This window comes from Actinoplanes sp. NPDC026670 (genome assembly GCF_040638175.1).
GTDB lineage: Bacteria > Actinomycetota > Actinomycetes > Mycobacteriales > Micromonosporaceae > Actinoplanes.
In genome coordinates, this window is record NZ_JBEZXU010000039.1 from 57,493 (window position 1) to 74,163 (window position 16,671).

Genomic DNA, 16,671 nt, shown 5'->3' on the forward strand with positions numbered 1-16,671 from the left:
GCTCAGGTAGCGATGTCGGGTGGGAGTAGCGCTCCCTCGGTGAGGCCAGCGCTCAGGACACGGGCGGTTTCATCGGCGAGCCGGTTCGTGAGGTCGGCGGCGACGCGCAGCGTGTGCAGGCGGCGGAACGCCAGCGCGTATCGGTGCTGCTCTGCCAGTGGGAGCAGCGGTATCCGCAGGCGGCGCACGTCGACCCGGATGACGCTGGTGCCGCTCGCCGCGGCGTTGAGGTTGCCCTCGGCGGCGAGGAACCCGGCGAGAAACCACGGATCGAATCGGGCGGCATCTGGGCGCAGTAGATACAGCAGGCGGCCTAGGAGGTGACCGGCGTCGGTGGCGTCGGCGACTCGGGCGACGCTGGTGCCGGAGTGCAACATCTCAGGCAAGATGACATCGCCCACCTCGATGGTCAGTTCCTCGACTGTGTGTTCAGGCGGTCCCGAGGGCGGTCGACGGGTGAGCACGTCCTGGACGGTCAGCGTTCTGGCAGATGTCGTGTCGTCGATGTCCACGTCAGCTCGCCGATTGAGCATCGGGGCGCGGACCAGGTCCAGTGCGTCGCCACGTAGCAGATCGGCGACGGTGGCGTGCCGCCATGAACGGGCCTCGGCGCCGGCGGGTGGCCAGGGCTCGCCGCCGCTGAGTGCGGTCAACCCGGCAGCCGCTCGCCGCAACCGGTCGCGTACCGCGTGTGCGGTGGCAGCCAACTCGTCAGGTTGGGCGGGTGCCGGAGTCACTCGGACGTGGCGTGCCGGAGTGAGGTCCACGGCGTCGTCGAGCAGGTCGACAACCGAGATTGTGCTGGCCGTACCGGGGATGGTGTCGAACGCGTCGGGATGAAGGTCGTAGTCGTTCCAGACTTTGAGCACCACGTCGCGGAGGGCATCCCAATCTACGGCTGAGCGCCGGGTCGGTGTCCCTTTCGTGCGGTGAGTATCGATGCCGGCCATGTCGACGAACAGGACATGTTGCGATGGACTCGGCTGCTCGTGTTGAAGTAGCCAGAGGTGCAGCCCGATGTGCAGCGGTGGCGCGGCCCCGACCGGTAGGGCGATCACGGCACGTAGTGTGCCGCTTCGGACCAGGTCTGCTCGGATGCGGCGACCGGCGAGTCGCTCGGCGGTGGCCGGTGGCATGAGCATGACGACCCATCCGCCCTGCTTCGTGTGGCTTAGACAGTGCTGCACCCAGGCCAGTTCCGATTCGCTCTTCGGGGGCAGCGCGAACATCCACCGCGGATCGTAGGCGAGCTCTTCATGACCCCAGTCCCGGTCCCCGTACGGCGGCGCGCACAGCACCGCATCGGCCAGCAATCCGGGGAACGCGTCGGAGCGCAGGCTGTCGCCGGTGCGCACGGTCACCTGCGCCTCCGTAGTCATGACCGTGATGCGGACTGCTGCCTGGGCGGCCTGGCCGAGGACGACGTCCTGGCCGTAAAGCTTGGTCGAACCACGGCGGCTGGCTGCGACCAAGAAGCCGCCGCTGCCACACGCCGGGTCGAAGACAGTAGTGGGGTGGGGCTTGCCGGGGGCGGACAGCAGGTCAGCCATCAGCTCAGCCAATGGGACGGGAGTCTGATAGTTGCCGCTGGCGGTGTCGTCCAGGTCACCTTCGGTCAAGATTCCGGCGGTCGCCACGGCTCCCGCCTCGGCGACGGAGCGCAGCAGCGTGCGTAACGAGTCGGCGCTCATGTCGTCGTAGCGTGGGTTTCCGGCTCCCGGTACGACTTCGCGGTATGGCTTGATCGCTGACACCAGGCGGGGGACGAGCAAATCGTCGGGCAAGGCGATCAGGTCTTTGAGTTGGCTGGCGTCCATCCTCCCGGCGGCGATGACCAAGGTGAGCAACTCCAGCGGTGCCGAGGCCATTCGGTCGCTGCGCAATGCCGCGCGTAGATCCTCGGTTGCGGAGACGGCTGGGAGTTGGCCGCGGGCGGCCAGCCAGGCGCGCACCGCAGTTAGGTCGTACGCCGGGCTGGCCTCCGTCCCGCCGGAGGGCGTGGGGAAGTCCGCGTGTCGCCGGCGCCAGTTGCTTACCGTCGCCCGCGTGACCCCGGCCAGCCGGGAGATCTCGGCTGCGGTGATCAGGGCGAGGTCCGGCATGTGAGGTCCTGTCGGTCGGTACGGGGGAGGTTTCACCACGCACCTTACACGATGGGATGAGCATGTAAACGGTTTGACAGTGCTTTCATTGACGCGCATGCTACGGTCGCTTTCAGTTCGAGACGGCGTGCTGCCGTCAAGCTCCACCGAACCCCGGGTCGGCCAGGTCGCCCGGAGGGCGCCCCTCCCATTCGTACCTTTCACAGTGGAAAGTGGAGAATGTTCGTCGAGAAGCTCGTTGTGGAGAACTTTCAGTGTTTTGGGCCGTCGCGTACCACGATCAACTTGGGCCCGGACCTGACCGCCTTCATCGGCACCAACGGCACCGGCAAGACCGCCGCCTGCCAGGCGCTGCTGCGCCTGTTCGGGATCACCGGGCCCGAGCGCGCGGTGCGCGCGTCGGACTTTCACGTTCCGGTCGACGAGACTGAGGTTCCGGCCAGCCGGCACCTGACGATCGAGGCGGTGATCGCCTTTCCGGAACTCGATGAAGACGACCATCTTGTCGCTGGCGTCGGAGTCGCCGACGTCGGCGGTCAGGGCGCGGAGGGCCCGGCCTCGCGACGGCAGATCGGTCACCGGCGGGTGGTGCCTGAGTTCTTCATTCGGATGGCCGCAGGCGATGACGGCGACCTGAAGGTCCGGATCGTACTGAAAGCCACCTGGGAGGACGACGGCACCATCGACGGCGCGATCACGGACACCCGCATCGTGGTCCGCACGCTGGCCGAGGCGTACGACGACGGGGACTACATCTTGCTCCCGGCGGCCGAGCGTGGCCGCATCCAGGTGGTCTACCTTCCGGCTTCGCGTGACGGTGCCCGCGAGCTGACCGGCTTCTTGCGCAGCCGACTGTGGCGGGCCGCGAGGTGGTCACCGGATCTCCGCGAGCTGGTCAGCAAGAACGCCGCCGGCATCGCGTCGCAGTTCTCCGGTGAGCCGGCGGTTCGAGCCATTGAGGGAACTCTGAGCAGGCGGTGGCGGGAACTGCACGACGCGGGGACCAACGCCACCCCGAAGCTGCGCCTGCTCGACGACGACTTAGACGAGCTCGTACGGGAGACCGAACTGGTTTTCGAGCCGGATCCCACGGGTCGTGCCCGGCCTGCCCGCCAGCTCAGCGATGGGCAGCGATCGCTGTTGCACCTGGCGCTGGTGGCCACGACCCTCGACGTCGAGGCCGCGGTCTACGACGAGCAGCACCAGACGGACTTCGTCCTGGACGCGGCCCAGTTGCCGAGTCTGACCCTGGTCCTGGTCGAAGAGCCCGAGAACAGTGTCTCGCCGTTCTACCTCTCCAGGATCGTCAACCAGCTGACGGAGCTCTCCAGGGATACGGCGGCCCAGGCGCTGCTGTCCAGCCACTGCGCCAGCGTGCTCACGCGCATCGAGCCCACGGATCTCCGGTACTTCCGGGTCAACCCGCGCACCGCCACCTCCTCGGTACGCGCGATCCTGCTCCCCGACAACGGAAGCGAAGCAGGCAAGTACGTTCGTGAAGCCGTCCAGGCCCATCCCGAGCTGTACTTCGCCAAGTTCGTCGTGCTTGGTGAAGGCGACACCGAACAACTGGTCATCCCACGCGTCGCCCAAGCCCGGGGCGTCGACCTCGACCCGTCCTTCGTGGCGGTCGTCCCGCTCGGCGGTCGGCACACCAACCACATGTGGCGGCTGCTCGACGACCTCGGCATCCCGCATGCGACCCTGCTGGACCTCGACTACGGCCGCGAAGGAGCCGGTCCGGCCCGGCTTCGCGATGCGTGCCGCCGACTCGGCAACATCAACGTTCTGGCGCTCGACGGCCTGGACGGCTACGCCGATGTGGACGACATTGTCAACGGGCACAAGCTCAACGAGCTGGAGCCGATCATTGAGCACCTGCGCCGGCATGGAGTTTTCTTCGCCGGGCCGCTCGACCTCGACTACGTCATGCTGTCGCACTTTCCCGACGCCTACACCCAGCTGGAACCGGGCGACCACGGTCCCAGGGAGGACGACGCACTGGTGTCCGTGATCGGCAAGAAGTGCACCGACGAGGCGTACTGGAACGAGCAGCCCCATCCCGAACTGCTGCGCTGGTACCGCTACCTGTTCCTAAACCGGTCGAAGCCGAGCAGTCATCTGCTGGCCCTCAGCCGTCTCACCGACGGCCAGCTACGGGCTCGCACGCCTGAGGTTCTCGCCGCGCTCATCGATCACATCCGCAAGCAGGTGGGACTGTGAGCCATTCAGACGCTACGTACGGATACCACACTCCTGCGTCCCGTCCACCCGCTTTGATTCGGCCCGAGGATTGGCGGCCCATCGGCGTCGAGGACCTCGAAGCGAACGCGTGGCGGGCGTTGCGTGACTCAGGGAACACCGCGGTTGTAGCCGGGCCGGGAGCCGGGAAAACCGAGTTCCTCGCCCAGCGGGCCAGCTACCTGCTGCAAACCGGCATCTGCCCATGGCCGCAGCGCATCCTGGCGATCTCGTTCAAGCGTGACGCTGCCGCCAACCTTGCCCGGAGGGTCAGCGACCGCGTCCCCGAACACGCCGACCGATTCGCGTCCATGACGTTCGACGCCTACACAAAAGGCCTGGTCGACCGGTTCGCCTCGGCCCTGCCGAAGGACTGGCAGATGGCCAACGGATACGACGTCAAATTCCCCTCGAAGCGTGACGTGGGGTCCTTCCTCGACTACATCATCGCCACCGCGCCCACCCCGTTCCGTCCCCAGGCCACGCGCTTTCGCGCAGACGCCTTCCTACCCGACACCGTCGGCGGTTGGAATCTTCCGATCAACCTTTCCTCCGACGGTCCGGACGACGCAACCGCCTACGCAGTCCTGCAATGGTGGCAGCGGCGCTACCTGCGGCCCGGCCCGGCGGAGGTCGACTTCGTCATGCTCAACCGGCTGGCCGAACTCCTCGTGCGCTCCGCACCGAAGCTGCGGCGAGCTCTCCGTCAGACCTACCCGTTCGTGTTCGTCGACGAGTTCCAGGACACCACCAGTGCCCAGTTCTCCCTACTCGCATCGGTGTTCACCGACGGGCCGACGGTCACTGCCGTCGGCGACAGCAAGCAGAACATCATGGGGTGGGCCGGCGCGATATCACAAGCCCTCGAACGCTTCACCGCCGCTTTCGGCGCGACCCGCTACGACTTAGAGCTGAACTTCCGCTCCAGCCCCAAGCTGACGCGTATGCAGCACGTCATCGCCACCCGGCTCGACCCGCGCGCGAGGCCCGCAGTCTCGAGGGTCGCCGCCACCAGCGACGACAACCCGGCCGAACTGTGGCAGTTCTCAAGCCCCGCTCGGGAAGCCACCGTCATTGCCCACCGCATCGCCCAGGACATCGCCACCTCCGGCCGGGTGCCGGCTAATTTCGCCCTCCTCGCCCGGCAGAAGGTCGGCGACTACGAAAGCCGGTTCAGCCAGGCACTGGCCCGATACGGCATCAAGGTACGCAACGACGACCAACTGGTCGGCGAGATGCGCCTACAGGACCTGCTCAAACACGAGATCGCCCGGCTGTTGCTCGGCCTGCTACAACTGGGGGACCAGCCGCGTGGCCTGCACCAGGTATGGCGCGAGGTCCAATCAACCCTCGCCCGGATCCACAGCGCCGCCGGCGATGACGTGGCACTGCGGCGCGTCGGGGACGACCTGTCCATACTGACCCGCGCCCTGCGCTCCTGGATGCGAGCCAATCCGCCGCACACCATCGCAGCCGGGGACTGCGTCGCACACCTGCTGGGACTGGTGGACGCCGAAGCCTTGCATCGATACATGAAGTCGGCGACACCAGGCGATCAGCTGGACCTGATCACCGAAGCGTTTCGGGTCCGGCTCGCTGCCGTCACTCCAGCGGACGCCAGTTGGACGAACGCGCTGGAGCGGTTCGAATGCGCCGACGCGGTCGCCCTGCTCACCGCGCATCGCAGCAAGGGTCTCGAGTATCACACGGTGTTCTTCCTCGGTCTCGACGACGAGCAATGGTGGGCGTACGACCGAGATCCCGTCGAGTCGACCTCAACGTTCTTCGTAGGGCTCTCCCGCGCCGCCCAACGCATCATCTTCACCACCACAAGCCCGAATGCTCGCCGGGGTCGAATCGCGGACTTCTTCACCATGCTCGACGAGGCCGGCGTACCCGAGATTAACCAAGGCTGATCGCATCGGTCGGGCGGTGACGACCATGCCCCGTTCGGGCGCGACAGCCAGCTCGCGCTCGGTGTTGCGTGTACCGCAAAGATCCGGCATGCCCGCGATCTGCTCCAGACAGCCGCCGAGTGTCAGAAGGGTTCAGTTCTCTCTGATTCGGCGGCCCCGGATTATTGGGAGTCGAGGAGCCCCCTCGCGCCAACGCTGCCGACCGTTGACAACGTCGAACAGGGCGACGACGCTTGCCCTCCCGGCGAACCTTCCAGTAGCCCCAGCCGTTCATGGTCGATTTGCCTGTCACCGCCGCACCCGCCGGTGACGGGGAGTCGAAGTGTGACGCCATCTTGGCCCTCTGGCCTGGTACTGCAGCCTCCGAGCAGGCAGGCGCCGAGCGCAAGCCAGGCTATTGGGCTGGCCGGCTCTTCCGTGAACTGGTCAAACGCCCTGATAGCGCTTCGCCGGTGACGATGGTCGGGCGGTTCGCATGGTGCAACGTCCGGCCCACGTTGATCTTGCGCGAACCGCTGGCCCTGATGTCGGGTCGGCGGTTCGTTGGTGTACGCACACTGCTGACACCTTGCTGGTTCCGCATGCCACGTGGCGCGGGCCGGCCCCCGTGAACCGGCCCGCACCAGCGGACCTGCACTGAACTGCCCAACACCCGTTTAGCGAAGGATGCGTGCTCTCAACGGGCGTTTCTCGGCGGGAGCGAGCATACCCCTGCTCTGAGTAACGGTGTCAACTATGCTTGTGAATGTGTTGCCGAGGCGGTGATGGTGCTTGCCGCAGGCAGGGGGAGGGGCGGGCAATGGTCTCGGATGGGCCGGGTGAGCACGATCTACCGCCGCTCGACACGCTCGCTGCCAGGCTGGAATACCTGTTCGACCACATCCGGCCGACGCCGGAAGAGCTCGGCGACGGCGACGAACCGGGCCGGAGGTACACCAACAAGGAGATCGCCGACAAGATCAATACCCTGTCGGCGCAGACCGGCGTCTCGATTAGCGCCGCCTACATCGGCGAGCTGCGCCGCGGTGTGGCCAGCGATCCCCGTACCTCCCATGTGCGCGCTCTGGCGCGGGCGTTCGACGTCAACACCGGATATTTCGTGGAGGACGACGCCGCGAGCCGGGTGATGGAGCAGATCGCGATTCTGAGTGAGCTTCGCCGCATCGATGTCAAACAGGTCGCGTTGCGCCAGGTTCTCGCCGACACCGGCTTGTCCGCCACCGACACCCTGCTTGTGGAGCAGATGGTTCTCCGGCTGCGCGAGGCGACCGAGTCGACGGCCCGTGCGGAAGCGAGAACCCCACCGCGCGGTCTCATTTAGAGGCGCCGGCAGTATGTAGGACGGGGGTCATGGCGTGCACGATGATCAATTACGGCGACGGTGTGAACAGCTCGTCGCCGAGATCGATGTGCCTGAGCCGTTCGACATCCACGAGCTGTGCCGGGTCCTCGGTGACCAGCGTCAGGGCCGTCCCATCGTGCTGATTCCGATCGCCCTGCCGGCCCGCACGGTGTGCGGGATGTATGTGCCGACGGGGAAGTTCGACGCGATCTTCTACGAGCAGGACACGTCACCCCTGCATCAGATGCTGATCATCGGGCACGAGATCGGTCACCTGCTCGCCGGCCACCGGGCCTCCGCGTCGCTCGATCCGGACACGTTCCGGCTGTTGCTGCCAGACCTGGACCCGCGACTCGTGCAGCGTTTCCTCGGCCGCAGCAACTATGACGCGGCCGAGGAGCGCGAGGCGGAGATGATCGGCTCGTTACTGCTGCGCCGCGCCCGTCGTGGTGGCGAGGAGCCGACCGGGCCGTTGGATGACCGCCAGGCGGAGCTGCGCCAGCGGCTGCGGCTGGCACTCGAAGATCCCACCAGCTGAAGGTCGTTGGTGGATACCGTCCTCTATGCAGCGTGCGCGGCCACCGGCTGGCTGACCTTCGGGTACATCCTTCGCCTTCAGCGCCGTCGCCCCAGCCCGGCCCGGCGCGCGGTCACGGTGACCTTCGGGGCGTTCGCCGCCGGCATCACGCTCGCCATCCCGCCGCTGGCGGCCGCCGTCGACGGCCTGACCGGCATGCCCAATCTGGCGAAAGTCTTCTCCCACGGCTGCGTGATGGCCATCGTCGTCGGCTCGGAGAGCTGGCTGCTGTTCCTCGCGCTACCGCCGGAACAGGCGGCCCGGCGGACCCTTCGGTGGATGCTGGTCACCGCCGGGGCGTACCTGGCGATGCTGGGACTGTTCGGCTACACCCTGGTCCGCGAGTCGCCGGTGCGGCTGACCGTGGAGTACGCCGACGATCCGATCGTGACCGCCTACCTGCTGATCTTCCTGGTGGTCGGCTTCTTCGCGTCCTTCATCGACATCGCTCGCCTCTGCTGGCAGTACGCCAGAGCGTGCGGCCGCACCTGGCTACGGCGTGGGCTTCGCACCACGGCTGTCGGTGCGGTCTTCGCTCTGCTCTACGCCCTCAACAAGATCATCTACCTGTTGGCGTACTGGTCCGGATCGCAGCCCGACGGCGAACGCCAGATCGCCGCGGTCCTGGTGACCCTCAGCGCGTTGCTCATGTCGATCGGCCTGACCATGCCGGCCTGGGGCCCTCGACTACCACGCTGGAGCGACCTGCGCTCCTACCGGCGTCTCGCGCCGCTGTGGCACGATCTCGTCACCGAGTTGCCCCACCTCGAGCTCGACCCGACACTGCGACGCGCCCGGACGGCGATCCGCGACCTCGACTACGCCCTGATCCGCCGACTGGCCGAGATCCGGGACGCACGTCTCGCTCTGCGACCGTTCATGGGCGCCCGGGTGACCGCCGTCGCCGAGCACCACGCCGACCTGGCCGGCCTGACCGGCGAGGCCCGCCAGGCCACCGTCGAAGCGGCCCAGCTGGCATATGCCATCCACATGCACCGTGCCGGGAACGTCGCCGACAACCCGCAGCCGGCCGACACTCTGCACCTGCCCGGCGACGGCTACGGCGGCGAGGTCGCCTGGCTGGTGGCGGTTGCCGGCGCCTACGCCGACTCGGAGGTGGTGGCTCGCACTCTCACCTCCGTCACAGCGCCCACCCACCCCTGACCCCTCGGGAGAAAATCGTCAATGACCGCCCGATACGACAACCTCACCCGGACTCGTTCGCTGGACCCGGAGCGCGACTACCTGTCCATCTACCAGACGATGTTGCGCTACGAGTTCCCGTGGGACATGAAGCTCGGCCTCAACCTGGCGTTCAACAGGTCCTTCTCGCTGCCGGAGATCGCCGCTGTGCACACCGCGACCGGCGAGCTGACCGAGCGCACCCAGAAACGCATCGACGACACCGGCCTGCTGATGTACGAGATGGTGCTCAACGGTTTCGACCAGGTCCGCGGGCGTGAGGCGCTGCGGCGGATCAACCAGATCCACCGGCCCTACGGCATCTCCAACGACCACTACCTGTACGTCCTGGCCTGTCTCGTGATCATTCCGACCAGGTGGCTGGACCGATACGCCTGGCGGCGGCTCTGCTGCCATGAGCGCCGCGCCACCTACCTGTTCTACCGCGAACTGGGCCAGCGCATGGCCATCACCGACATCCCTGGCTCCTACGACGAGCTCGAGGCCTGGTTCGACGCCTACGACGCCATTCACCTGCAGCCCAACGACGACGCCGCGGCCATCGAACGCGCCACCCGCCAGCTGATGCTCAACCGCATCCCACCCGTGCTCGCCCCACTGGGGAACACGCTCGTCAGTGCCATGTACGACGACACGCTCAGGGCCGCCACCCGGGCGACCCCGGCAGCATGGCCGGTGCGCGCCGGACTGCACGCCGGGCTCCGGACGAGGGCCCACCTGCTGCGCTGGTTCGGCAAGCCGCGGGCCACCCCGATGTTCAGCGACGGGCTCAAGGCCAAGACCTACCCCGACGGGTACGAGATCGGCGAACTCGGCCCGGAGCCGAGCGCCGCGCCCGGTCGCCCGAGCCCGGACACCGTGCCGCCCGATCCGCGTGGCGCGGGTGGCAGCCGCTGAGCACGCCGACGCTGTTGCGTCGAGCCATCGGGTGTCGTCTCGGCAAGACGAGATCAGGCGCGGTCGGGCGGTGAGGACCGCTGCCCGTGCCCGACGACCGGCACAGTTGCTCTCCAGCAGTCGGCGGGCGTTCGAGGCGGAACCGAGAACATGGCGTTCCACTCGTCGAGCGAAACCGTGACAACGGCCTTGCCATCGCTGCGGTGAGCAGGAGAGGGCCAGTGCCTTCGTGCTCACGGAGCAGGTCGAGGTGCCCTGGCGGAGGGCGACTATGCAGCGAGCCTGCGGCGTAAATTCCCCATCAAAACGGTATTCCCTACCAGCTGGTAAAGCTATATAACGGTGCCTGGCGCCGAAATGGCTCCCTGCTTGTTCTTAAGGGACTAGCAGGAGAGATCGGGCTTATGGGCTATTGGGTCACGGCGCTGCTGTGTGCGGGCACGCTTACCGGCGTTGCTGCTGTGTTGCGCGTGTATCTGATCTTCAAAGTGGCTGTCTGGTCCCTGACCGCTGACGACGCTGGTCGGCGGCACGCGCTGGCGCTGCTGCGAGCCCTACGACTCCACCTGTCCAAAGCCCCTGAGGTCATGGATCCGGCGAATGGAAGCGGGACTGCCGACAATTCGGATGGCCCGCCGTCGGTAACAGGCGCCTCCAACCCGTCGTAGTCCTCGCCGTGGCCAGGCTGTGAAGGGGCGGCGCGGGGTCTGACCCGCCGGGGCCTCTGCAAGGTGGCTGTGCAGCCTGTTTTCCGTTTCTTGCAGGGGGTCCTGGAATCCGTAGCTTGCAGATTGCGGATTCCGCGTTGGGGTCCTGCCGGGTCCGTGTGGGGCTCGCGCGGCGGATCAGGCGTGCGACGATCATTTCGGCGCCAGGGTGGCCGCCGGGACCAGGTAGGAAAGGTGTTTCATGCCGTTGATCTCCGTCCTCACGCCTGTTCATGCGGAGCGGGCGGAGTTTCTCGCTGCGGCTGGGGAAAGCCTTGCCGGGCAGCGGCTGCCGGCCGGGTGGGAGCTGGAATGGCTTGTTCAGGAGGATGGGCCCAGGTCGGCGGTTGCTGACGTGGCGGAGCGGTTCTCGTTCGTTCGGTATCAGGCCAACGGTGAGACGCTCGGGGTCAACATCGCCCGCAATGTTGCGCTGTCCCGGGCCGGTGGCTCGCTCGTGCACGTGCTCGACTCCGATGATCTGCTGCTGCCCGGCGCGTTGCGGACCGCGGTCGAGGCGTTCGACGCCCATCCGCGGATCCACTGGGTCACCGGGCAGGCGCACGATCTGCTGCCGGACGAGACCCGGCTGTCGTTCGCCTCGCCCCTCGAACCCGGAATGATCGAGCCTGGCGTGCTTACCCAGCTGATCCTCGACAGTGGCCGGCCGGCCGCGCCCTGCGCCGGGCTCACCGCCCGGACCGAGACGGTGCGTGCGTTCGGCGGCTGGGTGGCCACACCCCGCGGCGGTGATCTGGCGCTGGTCGTTGCGCTGGCCGAGACCACGCCCGGGTTTCTGCCGTCCGAGGTCACCTGGCTCTACCGGCGGCATCCCGGCCAGATCACCGGGCAGGCCGGCTGGACCCGGCTCCAGGACGAGTCGATGGCGCTGATCCGGCAGCGCATCGCGGCGTTGCGCCGGCTCGGGGTCCGCGTCGGCGCGGCCTGACGTCAGGCGTTTTGCGCTCCGCTACGGCGGGAGTCCACAATGTAACCGTCGGTCGGCGCGGGGTGGCTGAGATCGATGGCGTTGCACCCCGTAACGGGGAGGTGCTGGGCATGCTCGACGTCTTGGCTGACGAGGCGCTCAAAGCGTTGCAGATGGCCACCGAGGAGACGACGAAACTCGTGGTCCCAGCCGCGGTCGGCGCCGCCTTCGCCGGGGCGACCAGCCTGCGACAGCTGATGTTCCGGCGGATCACCACCCTTCCCAGGGATCCGGTCGCCCGTACCGCAAAGATCGTGAAGCTTTTGGAGAGCGACCCGGAGTTCCGGGCGGAGCTGTTCGCCGCCGTGGCCGAGATGCGCTCGACCGGCACGGACCTGGTGGCGCCGCCCGGCCCGGAAGGATTCCGGGACCGGGTCGCGGTGCTCGCCCGGCTGGGCGAGCCCGGGACGCGTGTCGTCGTCGGGCGTTCCGGGTGGGGCAAGACGTATGTGGTTCAGCAGGTCCGGCACCTTCGCGCCGAGGAGTATGCCGACGGGAACGCGGTCGTCGACTGTGCCCAGTTCCGGACCGGCGGCGCCCTGCGGTACACGGAGGTGTTCGACTCGGTCCTGCGGCAGGTCGGCCTGAGCATGGACGAGACCAGCGACGCGGCGGTGTTCGCGCGTTACGAGCGGGCCCTGCTGCACGGCCGGTTCCTGCTGGTCTTCGACAACGTCGAGAGCGCCGCCGAGGCACGTGTGCTGGCGCGCAACTGGCCGTTGAGTCTTGTGCTGCTGACCGTGCGGGAGCTCACCGACGATCTGGATGTGTGGTGCCCGACACCGCCGGTCATGCTCGGCGGGCTGGACGGCACGGCGGCCCGGGAACTGCTCGAACAGCAGGCCACCAGCGAGATCCTCGACGCCGAGCCGGACGCCACCGGGCAGCTTCTGGAGCTCTGCGACGACATTCCGGACTTCCTGCGCCGGGCCGGGGCGACACTCCGGCTGCGGCGCGCCGACGTCCGGCCGGTCGCCCGGCTCGTCGCGGAGCTCCGTGCCGGCCATGATCCGCGCGGGTTCGACGGGGTGCTCACCAGCCTCGGCCTGAGCAGCCTGCCGGAAGCAGTTGTCACCGACCTCGCGCTGCTCGCCGGGCATCCGGGCGGATCGTTCACCCGCGACAGCGCCGACTCGTTGCTCGCCCACCCGGCTGGCACCACGATCGACACGCTGCTGGGGGCCGGTCTCGCGGTCGACGGCGCGAACGGCCAGATCCGGCTGCTGCGCTTGGTGCGGCAGCGTGCCGTACCGTCGCCGGAAGATCTTGATCTTGCGTTGCGCCGGCTCCTAGCTGACGTGACCCGGTGCGCGATGGCGGCTGATCAGGTGCTCGAAGGGGACCGGCTGCGGCCCGCGGAACTGACCGGGGACCTCGGCTGGCGGCTCACGCATCTGAGCCCGATCGAATATCTGGACATGCACGCGATCCTGATCGTGGACCTCGTGCAGTTCGCCCATCACTCGGGGCTGCATGACCAGGCGATCCGGCTCTGCGGCGCGCTGGAGATCGTTCTGACCTATCGCGGGCGTCATCACCTGATCGCCACCGGGATCGGATGGGGTATCAAGAGCGCTCAGGCGCTCGGCGACGACCTGGCCTGCGCCCGCCTCCACAGCACCCGCGGGCGGATCGAGACGGCGCTGGCCGAGTTCGGCCGGGCGGAGACCAGCCTCCAGATCGCCGGGGAACACGCGGCCCGGGTTTGTTATCCGCGGCTCGACTCGTCGCTGCTCGAGTTCCGGTCCCGGCTGGCACGGGAACGGGTCCGGCACGACATCGACCTCGGCGGCGAGGAGACGAAGGACTCGTTCCGGCAGGCGGCTGACCTGGTCCGGCAGGCTCTGGAAATCGATCGGGCGCACGGCCTCGGCCGGGCCCGTGGCATCCACGCCCGCGAGTTGGCCAACCTGGAGGTTCGCGCCGGCCGGCCCGACCGGGCGATGGCCCTGCTCGACGAGGCGGCCGAGTTCACCGACCCCACCCGCCCGCGGAACGTGTCGCGTAATCACCTGGTCCGCGCCCGGGTCCATGACCTGCTCGGGGAGTGGGCGCAGACCGACGCGGAGATCGCCCGGGTCCGCGAGCTCGCCGGCACGAGCGGCGCCACCACCTACGACCTGGAGATCGACGACCTGGCGGCGGAGAGCGCCTGGCGTCGCGGTGACGTCGAGGCTGCGCGCCGAGGCTGGGACCGGCTCGCCGAGACGTGCTACGCCCTCGCACATCCGCGCTACGACAGGTACAAGAGCAGACTCAACGCGCTTCCGCGCGAACCTCGATGATTCGTTCGCCGAGCCGCAGGCGATCCTGCGCCGGGATCCGGTGGTCCCGATGGATTCGGGTGTACGCCCACGACGCCAGCACCGTCACATCCAGCCCCGGATGATCCGGTGCGGCGTGCAGGACGAACTCGGCCGTCCGGGTGCGGAGCCGGCAGGTGTACGGGCCGGCGCGCGCCGTTATCAGTTCGATGTGCGGCCGCCTGTCGAAGTGGCCGGCCGTCTCCGCCAGATCCTCGGGGTGCACGATCAGGATGTCCGCGGCGCTCACCTGGTCCAGACGGGCGCGATCCTGGTCCACCACCAGATGCCGGAAATGGCGCCCGCCCGGCTCGGCGATGCCCGGGTGGCGGGTCACCGTCACCAGCGAATCCGAGATGTCGGCGCTCGCCAGCATCGCCGCCGGGCCCTCGGGCTGCGGCGCCGGCACCGGAACCGGCGGGAACTCGGCGGCGTGCGCCGGCTCGGCCAGCCGCATCCGTTCGTAGAGCAGCGCGCGCAGACGCTCGGCGGCCCGCCACGGCGCATGAACCGCCGACGCGGACAACCGGTCGTACCGGCCGGGCTCGTGCGCGTGGATCACCGCGTCGATCTGGGCCCGTAACGGCTTCTCCGGGTCGATCCGCGGCGACTCGCGCGCCAGCTCCCCGGCTGGCGAATCCGGCACCGTCGTCGAGCTGTTCCGGTCGGACAGCAGCACCGGCTTGTCCAGGGCTGCGGCGTACAGCCCCAGAGAACCGAAATCGGTCATCACACAGGAGGCGCCGAGTAGGGCTGCCTGCCAGCCGGACTGTGGTGGGAGGATTCGCAGGCCGTACTCGGCGGCACGAGACCACCAGGCGCGGACCTGCCACGGGCCGTGCGCCCAGATGCCCGGGTGAAGGACCGCGACGACTCGGTACTCGTCCACCGGAAGCTCGGCCAGCAGACGCTCCGGCAGGTCGGGCCATGATCCCAGCAGGGAATCCGGGCCCCAGGTCGACGCCAGCACCACCAGGGCACGGCCGGCGGCGTCCAGGCCCCGCCGATAGGAGGACGCCCGATGGCTGCTCGCCAGCATCCGGCCGAGAGCCGGATCGCCCACCACCCGGGCGTTGCCGGCGGCCGGTTCGGAGATCGCGGCGAGCCGGCGGATCTGATCAGGATGGGACAGCGCAAAGGTGGTACGGGTACCCAGGTCGCGTATCCGGGCCGGAGTCAGACCGGACACCGTGGACGTGCCCGGGTAGAACTTCAGGTGGCCCACACCGTGTGGCAGGAACACCACCGGCGCGTCGACGCCGCTCAGGTCGTCGTTCTCACTGGCCGTCAGCACCAGGTCGAACGTTCCGCCAGTCGCCTCCGCCCACGGGATCACCGTCGCCTCCAGCGCGGCCAGGACCTCCCGCATGCCGGCGGCCAGGATCGCGCCGTTGCCGTCATCGGCGGTGAAGACGACCTCGATCCGCCGCTCCGACATGATCAGCGCGGCCACGTCCAGTAACCGGGTCAGGGTCGCGGTCGTCCGGACCACTACCAGGACGCGGCGTTCGGTCGAAAGTGTCCGCCAGCCGGGCCTCAACTCCCGGCTCCCGGCTCCCGGCTCCCGGCTCCCGGCTCCCGGCTCCCGGCGCAACGATCGATCGTGGTTGCCGGCTATGGGGTAACCCGAAGCCTGTTCGTCATCGCCACCGCCGACATGGAGCATCGCACGAAGCTAGTCGATCGCTACTCGTCCGCATTGTCGGGGCCTCGTTCCGGTTGATGTACATGGTGAAGCGTTCGCCCCCTGGCGGAGACCGGGCAGCCGTAACCGATCGTCGATGCCCCGGGCGCAGCCGCCGACTCGGCTGGTCAGCGCCTGATCAGGGAGGTGAGGTCGACTTCTATATCGATTCCGTCGATGGTGACGACCACCCGTGGGCGGTCGCCGGCCGCAGCGAGATAGCTGGCCAGCGTCGACAGCAGCATGTCCGGGCGGCTCTCGATGCGGCTGATCTCCGACTGTGCGACGCCCATGGCCCTGGCCAGTTCGACCTGTGTCAGATCGGCCGCTTTGCGGACTGCCGCAAGGTTCTCGGCGTAGATGCGATCGGCTTCTGCCATCTCGGCGCGGATCTCAGCGACGTGCTCCGCAGCCCCCGGTCGTGACCGCAGGCGGGCGATGCGCTCCTGTGCGGCCTCCGTTCCGACAAAGGTGGTTGGCTCGGGCTGATGCGGTTGGCTGGTCATCGTCGCCTCCGTCGGTGAGTCTTAGGTAGGTCGCGATCACCTGGTCGGCGCGGCTGCCGACGCTGTTGTAGAAGACATCGCCCATCTGGGCCTTGCCGTTGCCGAACAATACGATCAACGGCGGCTCGTCAGGCGGAAACCAGACAATCAGTCGGACGGCGATGCCGTCTCGGAACGGGTGTGAGACCCGCCAGACCTGGTGCCT

General features: G+C 68.1%; 11 protein-coding genes. 8 read left to right on the forward strand and 3 right to left on the reverse strand.

Annotated elements, in window-relative coordinates; all coding sequences use genetic code 11:
- Window positions 1-2 precede the first annotated feature (2 nt).
- A complete protein-coding gene (locus tag AB0E94_RS32395) occupies window positions 3-2,102 on the reverse strand; it encodes an N-6 DNA methylase (protein ID WP_360334116.1) in 2,100 nt (699 codons plus the stop codon).
- A gap of 219 nt (window positions 2,103-2,321) precedes the next feature.
- Between AB0E94_RS32395 and AB0E94_RS32400 the strand changes: the two genes are divergently transcribed.
- The 8 genes from AB0E94_RS32400 (at window position 2,322) to AB0E94_RS32435 (ending at window position 14,258) form a co-directional block, all read left to right on the forward strand.
- Window positions 2,322-4,325 carry an AAA family ATPase gene (locus AB0E94_RS32400; RefSeq protein WP_360334119.1) on the forward strand — a complete coding sequence of 668 codons (2,004 nt, stop codon included), beginning with the start codon at window positions 2,322-2,324 and terminating at the stop codon, window positions 4,323-4,325.
- A gap of 53 nt (window positions 4,326-4,378) precedes the next feature.
- A complete protein-coding gene (locus AB0E94_RS32405; RefSeq protein WP_360334122.1) occupies window positions 4,379-6,259 on the forward strand; it encodes an ATP-dependent helicase in 1,881 nt (626 codons plus the stop codon).
- A gap of 799 nt (window positions 6,260-7,058) precedes the next feature.
- Complete coding sequence (locus AB0E94_RS32410) at window positions 7,059-7,580, forward strand: hypothetical protein (RefSeq protein ID WP_360334125.1); 522 nt, start codon at window positions 7,059-7,061, stop codon at window positions 7,578-7,580.
- An 88-nt stretch (window positions 7,581-7,668) separates the two neighbouring features.
- Entirely contained in the window at window positions 7,669-8,139 is a 471-nt protein-coding gene (locus AB0E94_RS32415; RefSeq protein ID WP_360334128.1) for a hypothetical protein, read from the forward strand.
- A 9-nt stretch (window positions 8,140-8,148) separates the two neighbouring features.
- Window positions 8,149-9,342, forward strand: coding sequence for an MAB_1171c family putative transporter (locus AB0E94_RS32420; RefSeq protein WP_360334131.1), 1,194 nt, complete (start codon window positions 8,149-8,151; stop codon window positions 9,340-9,342).
- 21 nt (window positions 9,343-9,363) lie between these two features.
- Window positions 9,364-10,278 (forward strand): oxygenase MpaB family protein, encoded by a 915-nt coding sequence (locus tag AB0E94_RS32425; RefSeq protein WP_360334134.1) that lies wholly within the window; start codon window positions 9,364-9,366, stop codon window positions 10,276-10,278.
- Window positions 10,279-11,187: 909 nt separating this feature from the next.
- Entirely contained in the window at window positions 11,188-11,934 is a 747-nt protein-coding gene (locus tag AB0E94_RS32430) for a glycosyltransferase (RefSeq protein ID WP_360334137.1), read from the forward strand.
- A gap of 110 nt (window positions 11,935-12,044) precedes the next feature.
- Complete coding sequence (locus tag AB0E94_RS32435) at window positions 12,045-14,258, forward strand: hypothetical protein (protein WP_360334140.1); 2,214 nt, start codon at window positions 12,045-12,047, stop codon at window positions 14,256-14,258.
- Here AB0E94_RS32435 and AB0E94_RS32440 read toward each other — a convergent pair.
- Window positions 14,230-15,768, reverse strand: coding sequence for a hypothetical protein (locus AB0E94_RS32440; RefSeq protein ID WP_360334143.1), 1,539 nt, complete (start codon window positions 15,766-15,768; stop codon window positions 14,230-14,232). The two genes, AB0E94_RS32435 and AB0E94_RS32440, sit on opposite strands and share 29 nt — an antisense overlap.
- A 320-nt stretch (window positions 15,769-16,088) precedes the next feature.
- A complete protein-coding gene (locus AB0E94_RS32445) occupies window positions 16,089-16,466 on the reverse strand; it encodes a helix-turn-helix transcriptional regulator (protein WP_360334146.1) in 378 nt (125 codons plus the stop codon).
- Window positions 16,467-16,671: the final 205 nt, after the last annotated feature.